Raw genomic sequence first — 18294 nt, 5'->3', positions numbered from 1 at the left:
AGGCAAGGTGGGGCCAACGTTGTCCCTTCCATTCGCACGATCTCGAGGAAGGACGTCTTCAATGACCCATCTTCATAACCCAAGCTGGTCCGAAACAGTCGAACCGCAGGGGGCCATCTCGCCCTTCAAGCGTTTCGCTGCGCTCCCGGAAGCCCAGGGACTCTACAACCCTGAGCAGGAGAAGGACGCTTGCGGCCTGGCCATTATCGCCACCCTGCGTGGTGAACCCGGCTATGACATCGTGGAAGCGGCACTGACTGCCCTGCGCAACCTCGAACACCGCGGCGCCGTGGGCGCCGACGAAGGCACGGGCGACGGCGCCGGGCTCCTCATGCAGGTTCCGGACGAATTCTTCCGGGCCGTCACTGAGTTCGAGCTCCCCGCACCCGGCCAGTACGTGGTGGGCACCGCCTTCCTGCCTGCTGAAACCCGCGAAGCAGAGACCGCAAAGGCCGGCATCGAGGCGCTTGCAGTCGATGAGGGACTGACGGTCCTTGGCTGGCGTGAAGTGCCGGTGGTCGGGGACCTGGTCGGCGCCATGGCCCGTGCCTGCATGCCTTACTTCGCGCAGCCGTTCCTTGCTTCCGCGACGGGCGAAGTGCTGGACCGGAATGAACTCGACTCCCGGGCCTGGCGTATCCGCAAGCGTGCCCAGAACAAGTTCGGCGTCTACTTCCCGTCGCTGTCCTCGCGCACCATCGTGTACAAGGGCATGTTGACCACTGCCCAGCTGGAGCCGTTCTACCCGGATCTCTCGGACAAGCGCTTCAAGACCAAGCTTGCGATCGTGCACTCGCGCTTTTCCACGAACACGTTCCCGTCGTGGCCGCTCGCCCAGCCCTTCCGCACCATCGCCCACAACGGCGAAATCAACACCGTCAAGGGCAACCGGAACTGGATGCGGGCGCGCCAGTCCCAACTCGCGAACCCGCTGCTGGGCGACTCCCCGGAGGAGTTGTACCCCATCTGCACGCCGGGTGCCTCGGACTCCGCGTCCTTCGATGAGGTTGCCGAGCTGCTCTGGCTTTCCGGGCGGCCCATCACGCATTCGATCATGATGATGATCCCCGAGGCGTGGGAAAACCACGCCACGATGGATCCGGCACGCCGCGCCTTCTACGAGTACCACTCCCTGCTCATGGAGCCGTGGGACGGTCCGGCGGCGGTGTCCTTCACCGACGGCAACCTCGTTGGTGCGACCCTTGACCGCAATGGCCTGCGCCCCGGCCGTTACTGGATCACCGAAGACGGCCTGATCGTCTTCGCCTCCGAAGTCGGCGTGATCGAGGTCGAACCGGCCAAGGTGGTCAAGAAGGGCCGTGTTTCGCCGGGGAAGATGTTCCTGGTGGACACCGAAGCCGGTCGCATCATCGACGACGCCGAGGTCAAGGCCGAGGTGGCCGCGGCCAACCCTTGGGCTGAATGGGTCAAGGACAACCTGATCGACCTCAACGAGCTACCCGAGCGCGAGCACGTGCTGCACACGGCTGCGTCCGTGAACATCCGCCAGCGGACGTTCGGCTACACCACCGAGGAGTTGAAGATCCTCCTCGGGCCGATGGCCCGGACCGGGGCCGAACCGCTCGGCGCCATGGGCTCCGACACTCCGGTTGCCGTGCTGTCCAAGCGCCCGCGCTTGCTGTTCGACTACTTCGTGCAGTCTTTCGCCCAGGTCACCAACCCGCCCCTGGACGCGATCCGCGAAGAGCTCGTGACCTCGCTGAAGTGCGCCATCGGTCCCAACGGCAACCTTCTCGACGTCGGGCAGGTCCGCCAGCCGCAGATCTCCCTGCCGTTCCCGGTGATCAACAACGACCAGCTCGCCAAGATCGCCAACATCGAGAACGCCGACGGCGACAAGGTCGCCATGAAGGTCCGCGGACTCTACCGTCCGGAGGGCGGCGAAGCAGCACTGCGGAGCCGCCTCACCGAAATCTGCGAGCAGGTTTCCGGCGCGATCAACCGCGGCGTGCAGTACATCGTGCTGTCCGACCGCGACTCCAACGCGCAATGGGCCCCGATCCCGTCCCTGCTGCTCGTCAGCGCGGTACACCACCACTTGCTGCGCAGCGCCAACCGCACCAAGACCGCCCTGGTGGTCGAGGCCGGCGACGTCCGCGAAACGCACCACGTGGCGGTGCTCGTAGGCTTCGGCGCTTCCGCCGTGAACCCTTACCTGGCCATGGAATCCGTGGAGCAGCTCATCAGCACCGGCGAAGTGGTTGGGGTGACTCCCGAAGACGGCGTCTACAACCTCATCAAGGGCCTCGGCAAGGGTGTCCTGAAGATCATGTCCAAGATGGGCATTTCCACGGTGGCTTCCTACACCGGTGCCCAAACATTCGAAGCCTTGGGCCTGTCCCAGGACCTCGTGGACGAGTTCTTCTCCGGCACCCACTCCCAGTTGGGTGGCGTCGGCCTGGACGTCATCGCCGCCGAGGTTTCGGCACGCCACCAGATGGCCTACCCGGAAGGCGGCATCGAGCTGCCGCACCGTCCGTTGCTCGGCGGCGGTGAATACCAGTGGCGCCGCGACGGTGAACCGCACCTGTTCAACCCGGAGACTGTCTTCCGCCTCCAGCACGCCACGCGCGAACGCCGCTACGACATCTTCAAGTCCTACACCAAGGGAATCGACGACCAGTCCGAGAACCTCATGACCCTGCGTGGGCTCTTGAAGTTCAAGGACACCCTGCGCCCCGCCGTGCCGCTTGAGGAAGTCGAGCCGGTTTCCAGCATCGTGAAGCGCTTCTCCACCGGAGCGATGAGCTACGGCTCCATCTCCAAGGAAGCCCACGAAACCCTCGCAATCGCCATGAACCGGTTGGGCGCCAAGTCCAACACCGGTGAAGGCGGCGAAGACGTGGACCGCCTACTGGACCCGGAGCGCCGCTCCGCGATCAAGCAGATCGCCTCCGGCCGTTTCGGTGTGACCAGCCTGTACCTGACCAACGCCGAGGACATCCAGATCAAGATGGCCCAGGGCGCCAAGCCCGGTGAAGGCGGCCAGCTGATGGCGCAGAAGGTGTACCCCTGGGTAGCCCGGACCCGCCACTCGACCCCCGGCGTCGGGCTCATCTCCCCGCCCCCGCACCACGACATCTACTCGATCGAGGACCTCGCACAGCTCATCTACGACGCCAAGCGGGCCAACCCCTCGGCGCGCGTGCACGTGAAGCTGGTGTCCGAAGTCGGGATCGGCACGGTGGCGTCCGGCGTCACCAAGGCGAAGGCCGACGTCGTGCTCGTCTCAGGGCACGACGGCGGAACCGGCGCCTCGCCGCTCAACTCCCTCAAGCACGCGGGTGTCCCGTGGGAGCTCGGCCTGGCCGAGACCCAGCAGACGCTCATGCTCAACGGGCTCCGCGACCGCGTGGTGGTCCAGGTGGACGGCCAGCTCAAGACGGGACGCGACGTCGTCATCGCCGCCCTGCTGGGTGCCGAGGAGTACGGTTTCGCGACCGCGCCCCTGGTGGTGTCCGGCTGCATCATGATGCGCGTCTGCCACCTCGACACCTGCCCGGTCGGCGTGGCAACCCAGAACCCCGAGCTCCGCGCCCGCTTCAACGGCAAGCCCGAGTTCGTGGTCAACTTCTTCGAATTCCTTGCCGAGGAAGTCCGGGAGCTGCTTGCCGAACTCGGTTTCCGCAGCCTCGAAGAGGCCATCGGCCACGCCGAGGTCCTCGACACCCGGGAGGCGGTGGACCACTGGAAGGCCGATGGGCTGGACCTCGACCCGATCCTGCACGGCCTCGAGTTCGACGACGACGTTCCCCTGCGGAACCTCACCGGCCAGAACCACGAGCTCGACAAGCACTTCGACCAGCGCCTCATCGGCATGGCCGCCGAGGCTTTGAGCGACCGCACCCCGGTGAAGATCGCGGTCGACGTCATCAACACGGACCGGTCGGTCGGCACCATGCTGGGCCACGTCGTAACCAAGACGTTCGGCGTCGATGTGCTCGCGACGGACACCATCGACATCACGCTGAAGGGAACGGCAGGGCAGTCGCTGGGCGCCTTCCTCCCGGCGGGCATCACCCTGCGCATGTTCGGCGACTCCAACGACTACGTCGGCAAGGGTCTCTCGGGTGGACGCATTATTGTCCGCCCGGACCGCACCAACGTTTTCCAGGCGGAGCGCAACGTCATCGCCGGCAACGTGATCGGCTACGGTGCCACGAGCGGCGAGATGTTCCTGCGCGGCCAGGTGGGCGAACGGTTCCTGGTACGCAACTCGGGCGCGACCGCCGTCGTCGAAGGCATCGGTGACCACGGCTGCGAGTACATGACCGGCGGCCAGACGCTGATCATCGGCCGCACCGGACGCAACTTCGGTGCCGGCATGTCCGGCGGTACAGCCTACGTGCTGGACCTCCAGCCTGCCCGGGTCAACAAGCAGGCGTTGGATTCCGGCGAGCTGCAGTTGCTCGAGCTTGACGACGAGGACCGCACCATCGTCCACAGCCTCCTGGTCAAGCACCTGGAAGAAACCGAATCCGTCCTCGCGGGCCGCTTGCTCGAAAACTTCGATGACACAGCCGCCCGCATCACCAAAGTTCTGCCGCGCGACTACGCCGCAGTCCTGCAAACCCGTCTCGACGCCATTGAAGAGGGCCTTGATCCCGATGGCGAAGAAGTATGGTCTCGAATCCTGGAGGTAACCGGTGGCTGATCCACGCGGATTTCTGAAAGTCCGGCAGCGCGAGACGCAGCCTCGCCGTCCTGTTCCCGTCCGCATCATGGACTGGAAGGAAGTCTACGAAGCCCAGGACAAGGGCGTGCTCAAGAGCCAGGCAGGGCGCTGCATGGACTGCGGCGTTCCGTTCTGCCACCAGGGCTGCCCGCTCGGGAACCTCATTCCGGAGTGGAACGACCTGACCTGGCGCGGCAAAGGCGAGGAAGCGATCGAGCGCCTGCACGCGACGAACAACTTCCCGGAGTTCACCGGCCGCTTGTGTCCCGCGCCGTGCGAAGCATCCTGTGTCCTGGGCATCAACCAGCCCGCCGTGACCATCAAGCAGGTGGAAGTTTCGATCATCGACGACGCCTTCGAAAACGGCTGGGTCCAGCCGCTTCCGCCGGCACGCCTCTCCGGCAAGACGGTCGCCGTCGTCGGCTCCGGCCCCGCCGGGCTTGCCGTCGCACAGCAGCTGACTCGGGTCGGCCACACCGTGGCCGTCTACGAACGCGACGACAAGATCGGGGGACTGCTGCGCTATGGCATCCCCGACTTCAAGATGGAAAAGGAGCAGGTCGACCGCCGCGTCGAGCAGATGAAGGCCGAGGGCACCCGTTTCCGCACGGGTGTGGCAGTCGGAAGCGACGTGACGTGGGAGCAGTTGCGCCGCCGTTACGACTCCGTGGTGATCGCCACCGGTGCCACCGTTCCGCGCGACCTTCCCATCCCCGGCCGCGAACTCGAAGGCATCCACTTCGCCATGGACTACCTGGTGCCCGCCAACCGCGTGGTTGCCGGTGAAACCGTCGAGGGCCAGATCGACGCCAAGGGCAAGCACGTGATCATCCTCGGCGGCGGCGACACCGGCGCCGACTGCCTCGGCACGGCACACCGCCACGGCGCCGCGTCTGTCACGACCCTCGCGATCGGCAAGCAGCCGCCACTCGAGCGCGCCACGCACCAGCCATGGCCGACGTTCCCCACGCTCTTCGAGGTCGCCAGCGCACACGAAGAAGGCGGCGAACGCACCTACCTCGCTTCCACCGTTGAGTTCGTCGGCGAAAACGGCAAGCTCACAGGGGTCAAGGTCGCCGAGACCGAGTTCGTGGACGGCAAGCGCCTCCCGAAGGCCGGCACGGAGCGCGTCATTCCGGCCGACCTGGTCTTCCTGTCGCTCGGCTTCACGGGGGCGGAACCTGCCGGTATCACCGAACAGGTCAGCGCAGAATTCGACGGCCGCGGCAACGTGGCCCGAGATGGGTACTACATGACCAACACCGAGGGTGTTTTCGTGGCAGGCGATGCCGGCCGCGGGCAGTCCTTGATTGTCTGGGCGATCGCCGAAGGCCGCGCCTGCGCTGCCGCCGTCGACAAGTACCTCATGGGCAGCACCATTCTCCCCGCGCCGGTGGCTCCCACCGACCGGGCCATAGCGGTCCTCTAAGGACCGGCGCACGACGCTTTCCCAACTCCAACCGCAGCACACTACTAGGGTAGGTATATGAGACGCGCAAAAATCGTGGCAACGTTCGGACCGGCAATTTCCAGCTTTGACAACACCCTCGCGGTGCTGGAAGCCGGCGTCGACGTCGCCCGCATGAACATGAGCCACGGAGACTACTCGGTACACGACAACACGTACGAGAACGTCCGCAAGGCTTCCGCCCAGCTCCACAAGCCCGTTGCCATCATGGCCGACTTGCAGGGCCCGAAAATCCGCCTGGGTCGATTTGTCGACGGCCCCCACGAACTCGCCGTCGGTGACACTTTCACCATCACCACCGAGGACGTCCCGGGTACCAAGGAAATCTGCTCCACCACGCTCAAGAGCCTGACCGAAGACGTCAACGTCGGCGATGCACTCCTGATCGATGACGGTAAGGTTGCCCTGCGCGCCATCGAGGTTGACGACGTCAAGGTGGTCGCCACGGTGACCGTCGGTGGCTGGGTCTCCAACAACAAGGGCATCAACCTTCCCGGCGTTGCCGTCAATGTCCCCGCACTGAGCGAAAAGGACGAGGACGATCTCCGCTGGGCCATGAAGCGCGGTGTCGACATGGTGGCACTGTCCTTCGTCCGCGATGCGTCCGACATCAAGCGCGTGCACGAAATCATGGACGAAGAAGGCCGCCGCGTGCCGGTGATCGCCAAGATCGAGAAGCCGCAGGCAGTGGAGCAGCTCCACGAGATCATTGACGCGTTCGACGCCATCATGGTTGCCCGTGGCGACCTCGGCGTGGAACTCCCGCTCGAGGAAGTGCCGATCGTCCAGAAGCGCGCCATCGAACTGGCCCGCCGCTGGGCCAAGCCGGTCATCGTGGCCACCCAGGTCCTCGAATCCATGATCGACAACCCGCGTCCGACCCGTGCCGAGGCTTCGGATTGCGCCAACGCAGTGCTCGACGGCGCCGACGCAGTCATGCTTTCCGGCGAGACCAGCGTGGGCAAGTACCCGATCGAGACGGTCAAGACGATGGCCCGCATCATTGAGTCCACGGAAGAGCACGGCCTTGAGCGCGTTCCTCCGCTGGGGACCAAGCCCAAGACCCGCGGTGGCGCCATCACGCGTGCCGCCGTCGAAATCGCCGACCAGCTGGACGCAAAGTACATCTGTACTTTCACCCAGTCCGGCGACTCGGCGCGCCGTCTGTCCCGCCTGCGTCCCGTCAAGCCGGTGTTCGCTTTCACCCCCGTGGAGCACGTCTGGAACCAGCTGGCGCTCACCTGGGGCATCCAGCCTGTCCTCGTCCCCATGGTGGGCCACACTGACGCCATGACTGCCCAGGTGGACCGCAGCCTCCTCGAGATGAAGATCGTGGAGAACGGCGACCTCGTGGTCATCGCTGCCGGTTCCCCTCCCGGACAGGCCGGTTCCACGAACTCGCTCAAGGTCCACAAAGTGGGCGACCTCGCAGACACGTCCCGTGTGGAAGAGGCCGCAGCCCGCAAGGAAAAGGTCGGACCGTGGCCTGAAAAGAAGAAGTCCAAGTCCAAGGCCTGATCTTTTAGCGCTGTTGAGGAGGCTCCGCCGTGTGGCGGGGCCTCCTTTGTCTTGTTTTGGGGCGGGGTGGTTCGCGTCCGGAGACGACGAAGGGCGCCGCTTCCCGTGGAAGCGGCGCCCTTCGCGGGGGAGTGCTAGTTGACCTGGTTGATGATGGTCTCGGCGACCTCGCGCATGCTGAGGCGACGGTCCATGGAGGTCTTCTGGATCCACCGGAATGCTTCCGGCTCCGTGAGGCCCATCTTCGTGGTCAGGAGGCTCTTGGCGCGCTCCACAAGCTTGCGGGTGGCGAATTGCTCCTGAAGGTCGGTTACCTCGCTTTCGAGGGCCCTGATCTCCTCATGGCGGGACAGTGCGATTTCGATGGCCGGGATCAGATCGGCCGGAGTGAAAGGCTTCACGACGTAGGCCATGGCCCCGGCGTCGCGGGCGCGCTCCACGAGTTCCTTCTGGCTGAACGCTGTCAGCAGGACGACGGGGGCAATCCTCGCCTTGACGATCTTCTCCGCGGCAGAAATGCCGTCCATGACAGGCATCTTGACGTCCATGAGGACCAGATCCGGCTTCAGTTCTTCGGCCAGCTGGACGGCCTTCTCACCGTTGTCGGCTTCACCGACAACGTCGTAGCCTTCGCCCTTCAAGATCTCGATGATGTCCAGGCGGATGAGGGTTTCATCTTCTGCGACAACTACTCGGCGTGCCGGCTGGGATGCGGGCTTGGACTCCGTCTGTTCTGACACGGGATCTCCTTCAAGACGTACGGCGGGTTCTCAACCATCTTAGTTGCACCCGGTCCCTGCGTATGATTTATTGCTCGGCCGAGCCGGTTCTGGAATTTAGCCTATCTGCATGTAGAGTAGTTTCGCGCACTGCAACAGGGAGCGTTGAGTTCTGTGAAGAGCCCGACGTCGGTTAGTCTTGTTTCGGTGTTTCCGCGCCCGAGTGGCGGAATTGGCAGACGCGCCGCACTCAAAATGCGGTATCGAAAGGTGTGTGGGTTCGAGTCCCACCTCGGGCACAGCATTCCCCCTCGTCAGAGGGGTTTTTGCTTTAACGTGTTGACAAAGCTTGCGCTGGCGCGCCTCTGACGCTGGTGGTGCGGGCTTCGGCCTGGCCGCCGCGGGGCCAATTCAGGTGTGTGGGTGGCGGGTTCAACGCCCTGGCTGGTGGCCTTCCGCCTGCTGTGGGGTGGGTTTAAGCGGTTCCTCGTTCCGGTTCGCTCAGGTTGGTCGTGAATGGCCAACACCAGTTCATGGGATTGGGGTGCAGGTACGACATGATGAAACCGATTTTGTTGGGGAAGGGTTCTCGGAAGGTTTCTCGTGGCCACCCGGGGGGACTGTGTGGGTGAGTTGGTCCTGTCAAAGCGGGTGTGGACACTGTCAACACTGATGTCTGCTTTATCGACGCTGGGGGTGCGGTGAAAGCCACCGGCACAACCCACCTCACCACAGTCACTGGTGAGTGAATGTGCGGGGACGCATATGGGTCGTCAGCCGGTCGCTGGAAGGTATCGCCGCATTTCAGAGGCACATTTGCATACCTATCTGACAACGTTGGTAAATCGCTCATGTCGCGAGATTCTGCGCTCGAGTCAGAAGTCACATGCCATGTTCTTTGACTGGGCAGATCGTCGAATTGGCTCTAGTCTTGGCGGCGGTTCCACTCACCTTGGCTATGTCAACCGCTGAGTGTGTCGCGCCTCCGCGGACGCGCCCCCAGCCGGAAAGGCTCGCCCGGTGCGAGCACACGGATGCGCTTGGGGTTGACCACGGCGTCCCGGAGCGTGTCAGGGTCGGCGTTGAACGGGGCGAACTCGGGTGAATCTACGCTGCCCCAGTGGTGCAGGAGCAAGTCCGCATCGGGATGGGCATTGGCCATCTCGACCGCGCCGTCGAAGGTGAAGTGCCATTCGCTGTCCGAGAAGTCGAAGAGGAGCGCGTCCGGAGTCGGCATGGTCAGATGGTGTTTGCGGATCAACCGTGAATCGCCTGGTGCCCAGATCACGCCGTCAAGGGTCTCGATCCAGAAGCCACACGAGTCCTCATCGTGGAAGGTACGCTGCCCCGGCTGGGGCTCGGCATTCTGCCAGGCGTGGTCGGCCGGGGTGACCGTGACCCGGACCCCTCCGACGGAGAAGGCGTCGCCGATGCCGTGGCCGTCGGCGGGCATGCCAAGTTCGCGCATCAGCTCGGCAACGTAGCGGGTCGAGTGGAACCGCTGAGTGACTGCATTCAAGGCCGTACATGTCGGCACGCTGAAGTGGTCATTGTCGGCATGGGTGACGAGGACCGCGTCGAGTCGGGGCACGTCTGCCGCCTGCAGCGGGAAGTCGATGAGCAGGGGCATGTCGAAGTCCTGGAGCAGCGGGTCGACGGCCAGCAAAGTTCCTCGTGCGTTGATCAGGAATCCAGCCATGCCGAGCCAGTACAGGACGGTGCCGTGTGGGTCGTCGAAGGCCTCGGCCCGAATCGGCACCGTCGGCGGGGCCATGGCCTGCCCGCGGGGGCTGCGCCGGACCGGTGTGCGCGGATCGTTCATTTACTCTCCTTGGGACAATTCTGGGGTGCAGCGGGTGCTTCTCCGATCGAGTCGGGGAATGGGCACCGCCGATTTGCTGCCAGGAACGGGTCAGTCTGGTCGTACTATGCAGCTGTAAACGCTCAGCTCTCTTTCTCGATAATGCCCTTCAATACGCTCATCGCGCCCATACCGTTGGGCCAACCGGAGTAGAACGCCAGGTGCAGGAGGGCTTCCTTCAGCTCTTCGTCGGTGACACCGTTTTGTCGGGCGAAACCGAGATGGAACTTTAGCTGGTCCATCTTGCCCAGTGCGGTCAGCGCCGCGACCGTAATCAGGCTCCGATCGCGCTTGGACAGCTCCTCGCGCTCCCAGACCTCATCGAAGAGAACCTTGTCGGTGTAGTGGACCATTCCGGGGGCGAAGTCGCCGAAGGCCTTCTTCCCGCCGCTCCAGCCGGTGTTCTGCTCTTCATGGCTCATGATCATTCTCCTTAGTCGTAGCTGCTCGAATGCTTCTATTCCATCGCCGCGGCGGCGGGGGAGGGAGTCTCCAGTGAAGGGTGTACCAGTGGGGACTCCCTCCAGGTCGGTGGCCGGAATAGCGTTGTCTGCATGAATACCAGGGACGAAGCGCGGGAGTTCCTCATGTCCCGTCGGGCGAATATCAGCCCCGAGCAGGCCGGGCTGGCCGTCTCGGGTCACCGTCGCGTGGCGGGCTTGAGGCGTGGTGAGGTGGCGATGCTTGCGGACGTGAGCCCGGAGTATTACGCCAAGATCGAGCGAGGCAACCTCGTCGGGGTGTCCGGCTCCGTGCTGGAGTCGGTCGCCCGGGCCCTGCAGCTCGACGATGCCGAGCGCGAGCACCTGTTCGACCTCGCCCGGGCCGCCAACGGGCGTGCGCAGCCTGTGCGGCGGCGCAAGCCGAAGACGTGGGTGGCGAGGGATAGCCTGACCCGTGCACTGGAGGTCATCGTGAACGGCCCGGCGTTCGTACGCAACGGGCGGATGGACATCTTGGCCACCAACGCTCTGGGCCGCGCCTTCTACGACGAGGTCTTCGCCGGGCCCGGGCAGGGAAACCTCGCCCGGTACTGCTTCCTCGACGAACGCGCCAGGACCTTCTACCCGGACTGGGAGGCAGCCGCCGACGTCACCGTCGCGATCCTGCGCACGGAGGCCGGCCATGACCCACGGGACAAGCAGCTGCACGACCTCGTCGGTGAACTCTCCACCCGCAGTAACGCGTTCCGCACGCGGTGGGGTGCGCACAACGTCCGCCGCCACGGCTCGGGGACAAAGGACTTTCACCACCACGAGGTCGGCGACCTCACCCTCACTTACGAGGGTCTGGAACTGACCGCCGAGCCCGGGCTTTCGTTCCTCATTTACACCGCCGAGCCCGGATCGCCGAGCGACCAACGGCTGCAGCTGCTCGCGAGCCTCGCCGCCACCGAAATCGCCACCATGACCGTATCGCCGTCGCGCCCCGTGCTGGACGACACCACTACTACGAAGGATTGATCATGCACACCAGAACACTTGGCCAGGGCCTCAAGGTCTCCGCGATCGGGCTCGGCGCGATGGGCATGTCCCAGAGCTACGGACCCAATCCCGGCGATCGCGATGAGATGGTCGCCGTGCTGCGATCGGCAGTCGACGAGGGCGTGACGTTTTTCGACACGGCAGAGGTCTACGGGCCGTACGTCAACGAAGAGCTCGTCGGCGAGGCGCTTGAGCCGATTCGCGACCGGGTGGTCATCGCCACCAAATTCGGCTGGGACATCCGGGACAACAGGATGGCGGGCCTGAACAGCCGGCCAGAGCAAATTTGCCGCGTCGCAAACGAGTCCCTACGCCGCTTGCGCACGGACGTGATCGATTTGTTCTATCAGCACCGCGTCGACCCGGCCGTGCCGATTGAGGATGTCGCCGGCACGGTCGGCGAGCTCATCGCCGAAGGCAAGGTTAAGCATTTCGGCCTCTCCGAGGCCTCCGCGGCCACGATCCGCCGCGCTCACGCCGTGCACCCGGTCACCGCGGTCCAGAGCGAGTATTCGCTCTGGACACGGGACCCTGAGACAGAGGTGCTGCCGACGCTGATGGAGCTCGGCATCGGATTCGTCCCCTTCAGTCCGCTCGGCAAGGGCTTCCTCACAGGCACCATCAACTCGGCGACGGCTTTCACCGAGGGCGATATCCGCAACCGTGTCCCGCGGTTCGAGGCGGAGAACCTCTCAGCGAACCAGAAGCTCGTCGACCACGTAAAGGGCCTCGCCGAGGCGAAGGGCGCGACGCCGGGCCAGGTCGCCCTTGCCTGGTTGCTCGCGCAGCAACCAGGGATCGTGCCGATTCCCGGCACCCGACGCACCGAGCGCATCCAGGAGAACGCAGCAGCCACTCAGCTCGCGCTCTCCGCGGACGAGCGCTCCGACCTCGACAGCCTCGCCCGGCGCCTCGGCGTCCGCGGAGACCGCTACAACCCCGAGCACATGGCGTACGTCAATCACTGATCACAACATAAGGAAAAGCAGAATGACTGACAACAACTTCACACAGATCTTCCCTCTCGGGGAGAAGAACGACGCCTACGCCCAGTACTTCATTGGCCAGAGCTACCTGGCCCCGCTCGCCGGCGGGATCGTGCCGGTCAGCAACGTCTCTTTCGAGCCGGGATGCCGCAACAACTGGCATATCCACCACGGCACCGATGGGGGAGGCGATCAAATCCTGATCTGCACTGCGGGCAGCGGCTGGTACCAGGCAGAGGGCACCGAGCCGATCAGCCTGGAGCCGGGAGCGGTGATCCGTGTGCCGGCCGGCACGAAGCATTGGCATGGGGCGAAGGCAGACTCGTGGTTCTCCCACGTCGCCTTCATCACCCCGGGTGAGAACGTCAGCAACGAATGGCTCGAGCCCGTCACCGACGAAGTGTACGCCCAGCTGCCGAAGAACGAAGAAGGCGCATGAGCATTCTGAACGAGAGCTACACACTAGCCAACGGCGTCGAGATTCCCAAGCTGGGCCTCGGCACCTGGTTCATCGACGACGACAAAGCTGCTGACGCGGTGAAGGCCGCGATCGAGATCGGCTACCGCAACATCGACACAGCTCAGGCCTACGGCAACGAGCGCGGTGTGGGCGGAGGGATCCGCACCAGCAGTGTCGCTCGTGAAGAGCTGTTCGTCTCGACCAAGCTGGCTGCGGAAATCAAGGACTATGACGGTGCGGTGGCAGCGATCGATGGGTCGCTGGAGAAGCTCGGGCTCGAGTACATCGACCTGATGCTCATCCATTCTCCGCAGCCGTGGGACGACTTTCGCGGCGGGGACTACGCAGACGGGAACCGTCAGGCATGGCGTGCCCTGGAAGCCGCCTACCGAGCCGGCAAGGTCCGTTCCATTGGGGTGTCGAACTTCCTGGAATCCGACCTGGACACCATCCTGTCCACCGCGACCGTGGTCCCGCAGGTGAACCAGCTCCTGGTCCACGCGGGCAACACGCCGGCAAATTTGCTGGCCTACTGTGCGAGCAAGGGCATCCTTGTCCAGGCATACTCGCCGATTGCCCACGGGGAGATGCTGAAGAACACCGAGGTGCGGGCGATAGCAGGGAGATACGGGGTGACGGTGCCGCAGCTGTGCATCCGGTACACGCTGCAGCTGGGCACGGTGTCGCTGCCGAAGACCGCCGACCCCGAGCACATGCGCTCCAACGCCGAAGTCGACTTCGTCATCGCCGATGACGACATGGCCGCGCTGCGCGAGCTGCAAGACATGGACTACGGCGAGCACACCGCTTTCCCGGTCTACGGCGGCAAGTGACACAGGAGGACGATGAAGGATGACGGCTTGGACTCCGCAGCAGCTTGAGGAGATCGGCTCGACCGACGACTTCCACATCTCGCCCTACCGTGATGACGGCACGACTCCGGGCACACCGACCTGGATCTGGTCTGTCGTCGTCGAGGGTGACGTGTACGTTCCCGCGTACAACGGGCCCGCATCCCGCTGGCGCAGCTCAGCGATGACGCAGGGGGCTGGGCGCATCCGCGCCGGCGGCATCGACGCTGAAGTTGCGTTCACCCCGGTGGACGGCGAGATCAACGACCGCATCGACGCAGCCTATGCGAAGAAATACGCAGGCAGCCCGTATCTACCGCCGATGACCTCAACGAGGACTCGCGCGGCGACAGTGCGCGTCGACCCGAGGTAGGGCTCCCTCCCTCCGACCGCTGATCGAGCTGGGCAGTCCGGCGTCGACGACGCCCGGCTCAATCAGAGGCACACGGCCGTCCGAGAAGACCTCGATCAGCTTGCCGGTTTCCTTTTCGTGAGCTGGTCGAGGAATACCCCGATGAGGTAACGGAGCCAAGCAGGTTCGTGCCGATCACGACGCCTTGCAACCTTTGCGGCCGGTCATGAGGGACACCCGATCGGTGAGGTCAATGCGTCCCGCGATCGATCCGATGGCCGCTTCGCTTGACGTGACTCATATCACCTGACATGATGGTTGCTGGTTCTTTCGAGACCTGGGTATGTAACTCGCTTCGGGCGAGGCAAGGCTCAAGCTCTGCGACCTTCATCGGTCAACCGGCTTGGGCCTTTTTCGTGCCCCGAAACAGGATCACCTGAAACAGCTCAAGCCGCGTTGCCTCACACCTCCGCCCAATGAAGGGCGGATCTGAGAACGCGAGGAAATCATGAGCAAGCAATACGCTCCCTTAGCCGCAGACATCGTGCGGCTGGTTGGCGGCAAAGCCAACATCACCGAGGCCTACCACTGCCAGACCCGGCTTCGTTTCGCCCTCAAGGACGAGTCCGCCGTCGCGCTGGACGAACTGAACGCCACTGAAGGCATCGCAAAAACCCTCTCCAAGGGCGGAGTTTTCCAAGTGGTGGTCGGCATGCACGTCAAGGACGTGTTTGACGAAGTGGAGCGCGAGCTCGGCGATCTGTCTGCCAACGCCAAGGACGACGACGGCCCAGCCAAGGGCAAGCGCAAAAACGTGGGCAGCGCGGTCATCGAGTTCGTCTCCAGCGTCTTCCAGCCCCTCATCCCGGCTCTGTCTGGTGCTGGTATGGTCAAGGCCCTCCTGGCCCTGCTGGTCGTCCTGAAGGTAGTGAACACCGGCTCCCAGACCTACGTGCTGGTGAACCTCTTCGCAGATGCGGTGTTCTACTTCCTGCCCGTGCTCCTGGCGTTCAGCGCGGCACAGAAGCTGAAAATCAGCCCCATCCTGGCCGCCGCGGTCGCCGCCATGATGCTGCACCCCAATTGGGTGGCCCTGGTGACAAAGAAAGAGCCGGTCAGCTTCTTCGAGATCCTACCCTTCCCGCTGGTGAACTACTCAGGTGCGGTCATCCCGATCATCCTGGTCATCTTCGCCCAATACTACGTGGAGCGCAGTCTCACCCGGGTAATCCCGAAGTCCGTGAACCTCGTGTTCGTCCCCATGCTGACCTTCCTCATCATGGGCACTCTGGCCCTCGGCGTCCTCGGCCCGATCGGCAGCATCCTCAGCGGCTACCTGGGCTCGTTCTTCACCTTCCTCAGCACCAACGCCGCCTGGGCACCGGCCCTGTTGGTCGGTGCGACCCTTCCGGTGATGGTCATGTTCGGCCTGCACAACGGCATCGCGCCCCTCGGTGTCGTCCAGCTGGCCCAGACGGGCAAGGAGAGCATCTTCGGCCCGGGCGCCCTGGTCTCCAACATCGCCATGGGTGCGGCGTCTCTGGTCGTCGCTTTCCGAACCAAGGACAAGAAGACGCGTCAGATTGCCACCGCCGGCGGCATCACCGGCCTGATGGGCATCACCGAACCGATCCTCTACGGTGTGGCTCTGCCCAAGCGGTACCCGCTGATCGCGGCCATGATCGGTGGCGGCGCGGGCGGCCTGTACGCTGGCCTGTCCCAGGCGCACCGTTTCGCCACCGGATCCTCCGGCCTGCCTGCCGTGCTCCTCTACATCGGTGACAACACGCTGGCGAACATGATCAACATCATCATTGCCTTGGTCATCTCCGCGGTGGTCTCCGCCGTGCTGACCTTCATCCTCTCGTTCAAGTTCGAAAAGTCCGCCGGCGAAGCAACTGCGGCAGCGGACGACGCCGTCGCCGCACCGTCCGGCCGCCGCTCGTCCGTTGCCGAGAGCGCCGTCGTCGCCAGTGGTGCGGGTGGCATGGCCACGCTGGTGCGTGCCGAGACCGTGGAGCTCGCGGCCCCTTGCGCCGGCTCCGTGGTGCCGCTTGCCGAGGTCAGTGACCCGGTGTTCGCTTCCGGAGCCATGGGCCCGGGCATTGCCGTGGAGCCGTCCTCGAGCGTCATCGCCTCCCCGGTGAGCGGCACCATCGCTGTGGCCATGAAGACCGGTCACGCCTTCGGCATCAAGACCGACGACGGCGCGGAGGTGCTGGTGCATGTCGGCATCGACACGGTGACCATGAAGGGTGAAGGCTTCCACGGCGCGCTGGAACGCGGCACCCGTGTGGAGGTAGGCCAGCCGCTTGTCACGGCCGATCTGGACGCCATCCGGGCCGCCGGCCACCCGGCCACCGTGCTGGTGGTGGTGACCAACGGTCCCAAGGACGCACCGGTGGAGCAGCTCGAGAGCGGCTCCGTGGTGGCAGGCGCGGCGATCGCCGCCGTCGGACGCTGACCAGGAAGCCACGAAAGGAACCGCAGAATGCAGCATGAACAGCTCACCCCATTTCCCGGGGACTTCCTTTGGGGGGCCTCCACCTCCGCCTACCAGGTGGAGGGCGGCTGGGACGCCGATGGCAAGGGCGCGTCAGTGATCGACATCCACATGCACCGTCCGAAAGGTGTCACGGACTTCAATGTCGCCGCGGACCATTACCACCGCTACGCCGAGGACGTGGAGCTCTTCGCAGAGCTGGGGCTGAATGCCTACCGCTTCTCCATCGCCTGGACCCGGATCATCCCGGACGGTGACGGCGAGATCAACGCCGCGGGCGTCGCCCATTATCACCGGGTGATCGACGCGCTCTTGGCCAAGGGCATCGAGCCCGTGGTGACCATGTACCACTTCGACCTGCCCGCGGCGCTGGACGCTCGTGGCGGTTGGTCGGAGCGGGCCACCATCGACGCCTTTGAACGCTACGCCCGGGTCCTTTTTCAGGAGTACGGCTCCAAGGTGAAGTTCTGGCTCACCATCAATGAGCAGAACATGATGATCCTGCACGGCCGGGCCATCGGGACCACGGGCCGCAGCGGCCAGGTGGGAGGTAAGGAGCTCTATCAGCAGAACCACCACATGTTCCTTGCCCAGGCCCGGGCAATGGTGCTCTGTCATGAGCTGCTGCCGGAGGCGAAGATCGGGCCGGCCCCGAACATCGTCTCCGTCTACCCGGCCACGTCCGCTCCGGAGGACGTCGTGGCGGCGGACGACTGGGATGCCATCCGCAACCTGCTCTACGTGGACCTGTCCGTGCGGGGCAGCTACCACAACCTGGCCTGGGCCTACTTGAAGTCGAAGGGCTGGGAGCCGGAGATCCTGGACGGGGACCTCGAGTTGCTGGTCGCCGCGAAGCCGGACTTTCTCGCGTTCAATTACTACTCCACCCAGACCGTGGGTGCGTCCCGCGGGGATTCCTCGGACATCCAGGTACGGGGCGGGGACCAGCAGATCGTACGCGGCGAGGTGGGACTCTACCGAGCGGTGAAGAACGAACATCTGCCCGTCAACGCCTTCGGCTGGGAGATCGACCCGGTGGGCTTCCGCACCACCATGCGCCGCCTCTGGGACCGGTACCAGCTGCCGCTCATCATCACTGAGAACGGCCTGGGTGCCTTGGACGAGCTGGTGGACGGCCGGGTCCGGGACGACTACCGGATCGAGTTCCTGAAGCTACACCTGGAACAGATCCGCCTGGCCATCAGCGACGGCGTGGACGTGTTCGGCTACTGCCCCTGGACTGCGATCGACGTGATCTCGACCCATCAGGGCATCTCCAAGCGGTACGGGTTCATCTATGTGGACCGCACGGAGGACGATCTGAAGGAACTGGCCCGGGTACGGAAGGACAGCTTCTTCTGGTACCAGGACGTCATCGCCACCGGCGGTGAGTCAC

Annotated in this window: 13 protein-coding genes and 1 tRNA gene; 11 read left to right on the top strand and 3 right to left on the bottom strand. The window is 64.5% G+C overall.

The window, feature by feature from the left end:
• The first annotated feature begins 61 nt into the window (after positions 1 to 61).
• The 3 genes from gltB to pyk are packed head-to-tail and all read left to right on the top strand — an operon-like array spanning position 62 to position 7682.
• On the top strand, positions 62 to 4675 hold the full coding sequence (gltB, locus tag VLA65_RS16270; RefSeq protein WP_307054268.1) for a glutamate synthase large subunit: 4614 nt from the start codon (positions 62 to 64) through the stop codon (positions 4673 to 4675).
• Positions 4668 to 6125, top strand: a complete 1458-nt coding sequence (locus VLA65_RS16265; protein WP_284990672.1) for a glutamate synthase subunit beta — start codon at positions 4668 to 4670, stop codon at positions 6123 to 6125. The genes gltB and VLA65_RS16265 overlap by 8 nt, the downstream gene beginning before the upstream one ends.
• Positions 6126 to 6182: 57 nt before the next feature.
• The gene (gene pyk, locus VLA65_RS16260; protein WP_284990671.1) at positions 6183 to 7682 is read left to right on the top strand and encodes a pyruvate kinase; all 1500 of its coding nucleotides are present in this window, start codon (positions 6183 to 6185) and stop codon (positions 7680 to 7682) included.
• A gap of 134 nt (positions 7683 to 7816) precedes the next feature.
• On the opposite strand, the gene VLA65_RS16255 is transcribed toward pyk, so the two are convergent.
• On the bottom strand, positions 7817 to 8422 hold the full coding sequence (locus VLA65_RS16255) for an ANTAR domain-containing response regulator (protein ID WP_059389079.1): 606 nt from the start codon (positions 8420 to 8422) through the stop codon (positions 7817 to 7819).
• 196 nt (positions 8423 to 8618) lie between these two features.
• On the opposite strand from VLA65_RS16255, the gene VLA65_RS16250 reads away from it, so the two are divergent.
• Positions 8619 to 8700 (top strand) — tRNA-Leu (locus tag VLA65_RS16250).
• Between the two features lie 662 nt (positions 8701 to 9362).
• On the opposite strand, the gene VLA65_RS16245 is transcribed toward VLA65_RS16250, so the two are convergent.
• Together VLA65_RS16245 and VLA65_RS16240 are read right to left on the bottom strand one after the other, a co-directional pair.
• Positions 9363 to 10223 (bottom strand): MBL fold metallo-hydrolase, encoded by an 861-nt coding sequence (locus VLA65_RS16245; protein ID WP_332603099.1) that lies wholly within the window; start codon positions 10221 to 10223, stop codon positions 9363 to 9365.
• Positions 10224 to 10345: 122 nt separating this feature from the next.
• Entirely contained in the window at positions 10346 to 10684 is a 339-nt protein-coding gene (locus VLA65_RS16240) for a carboxymuconolactone decarboxylase family protein (protein ID WP_332603098.1), read from the bottom strand.
• Between the two features lie 132 nt (positions 10685 to 10816).
• Here VLA65_RS16240 and VLA65_RS16235 point away from each other — a divergent pair, with 132 nt between their 5' ends.
• From VLA65_RS16235 to VLA65_RS16205, 7 genes are all read left to right on the top strand, one after another.
• Positions 10817 to 11725 carry a helix-turn-helix transcriptional regulator gene (locus VLA65_RS16235; RefSeq protein ID WP_332603097.1) on the top strand — a complete coding sequence of 303 codons (909 nt, stop codon included), beginning with the start codon at positions 10817 to 10819 and terminating at the stop codon, positions 11723 to 11725.
• 2 nt (positions 11726 to 11727) lie between these two features.
• A complete protein-coding gene (locus tag VLA65_RS16230) occupies positions 11728 to 12714 on the top strand; it encodes an aldo/keto reductase (protein WP_332603096.1) in 987 nt (328 codons plus the stop codon).
• Between the two features lie 22 nt (positions 12715 to 12736).
• Positions 12737 to 13171 (top strand): cupin domain-containing protein, encoded by a 435-nt coding sequence (locus VLA65_RS16225; protein WP_332603095.1) that lies wholly within the window; start codon positions 12737 to 12739, stop codon positions 13169 to 13171.
• Positions 13168 to 14025, top strand: coding sequence for an aldo/keto reductase (locus tag VLA65_RS16220; protein WP_332603094.1), 858 nt, complete (start codon positions 13168 to 13170; stop codon positions 14023 to 14025). The genes VLA65_RS16225 and VLA65_RS16220 overlap by 4 nt, the downstream gene beginning before the upstream one ends.
• 19 nt (positions 14026 to 14044) lie before the next feature.
• A complete protein-coding gene (locus VLA65_RS16215) occupies positions 14045 to 14416 on the top strand; it encodes a DUF2255 family protein (protein ID WP_332603093.1) in 372 nt (123 codons plus the stop codon).
• A gap of 487 nt (positions 14417 to 14903) precedes the next feature.
• The gene (locus VLA65_RS16210) at positions 14904 to 16859 is read left to right on the top strand and encodes a beta-glucoside-specific PTS transporter subunit IIABC (RefSeq protein WP_332603092.1); all 1956 of its coding nucleotides are present in this window, start codon (positions 14904 to 14906) and stop codon (positions 16857 to 16859) included.
• 27 nt (positions 16860 to 16886) lie between these two features.
• On the top strand, positions 16887 to 18294 hold a 1408-nt coding region (locus VLA65_RS16205; protein ID WP_332603091.1), incomplete at its 3' end, for a glycoside hydrolase family 1 protein.

Source organism: Arthrobacter sp. S2(2024), assembly GCF_036662515.1.
In the GTDB taxonomy this organism is placed as follows: domain Bacteria; phylum Actinomycetota; class Actinomycetes; order Actinomycetales; family Micrococcaceae; genus Arthrobacter.
Note: the sequence above shows the minus strand (reverse complement) of the source record. Positions and strands in the feature narration are given on the sequence as shown.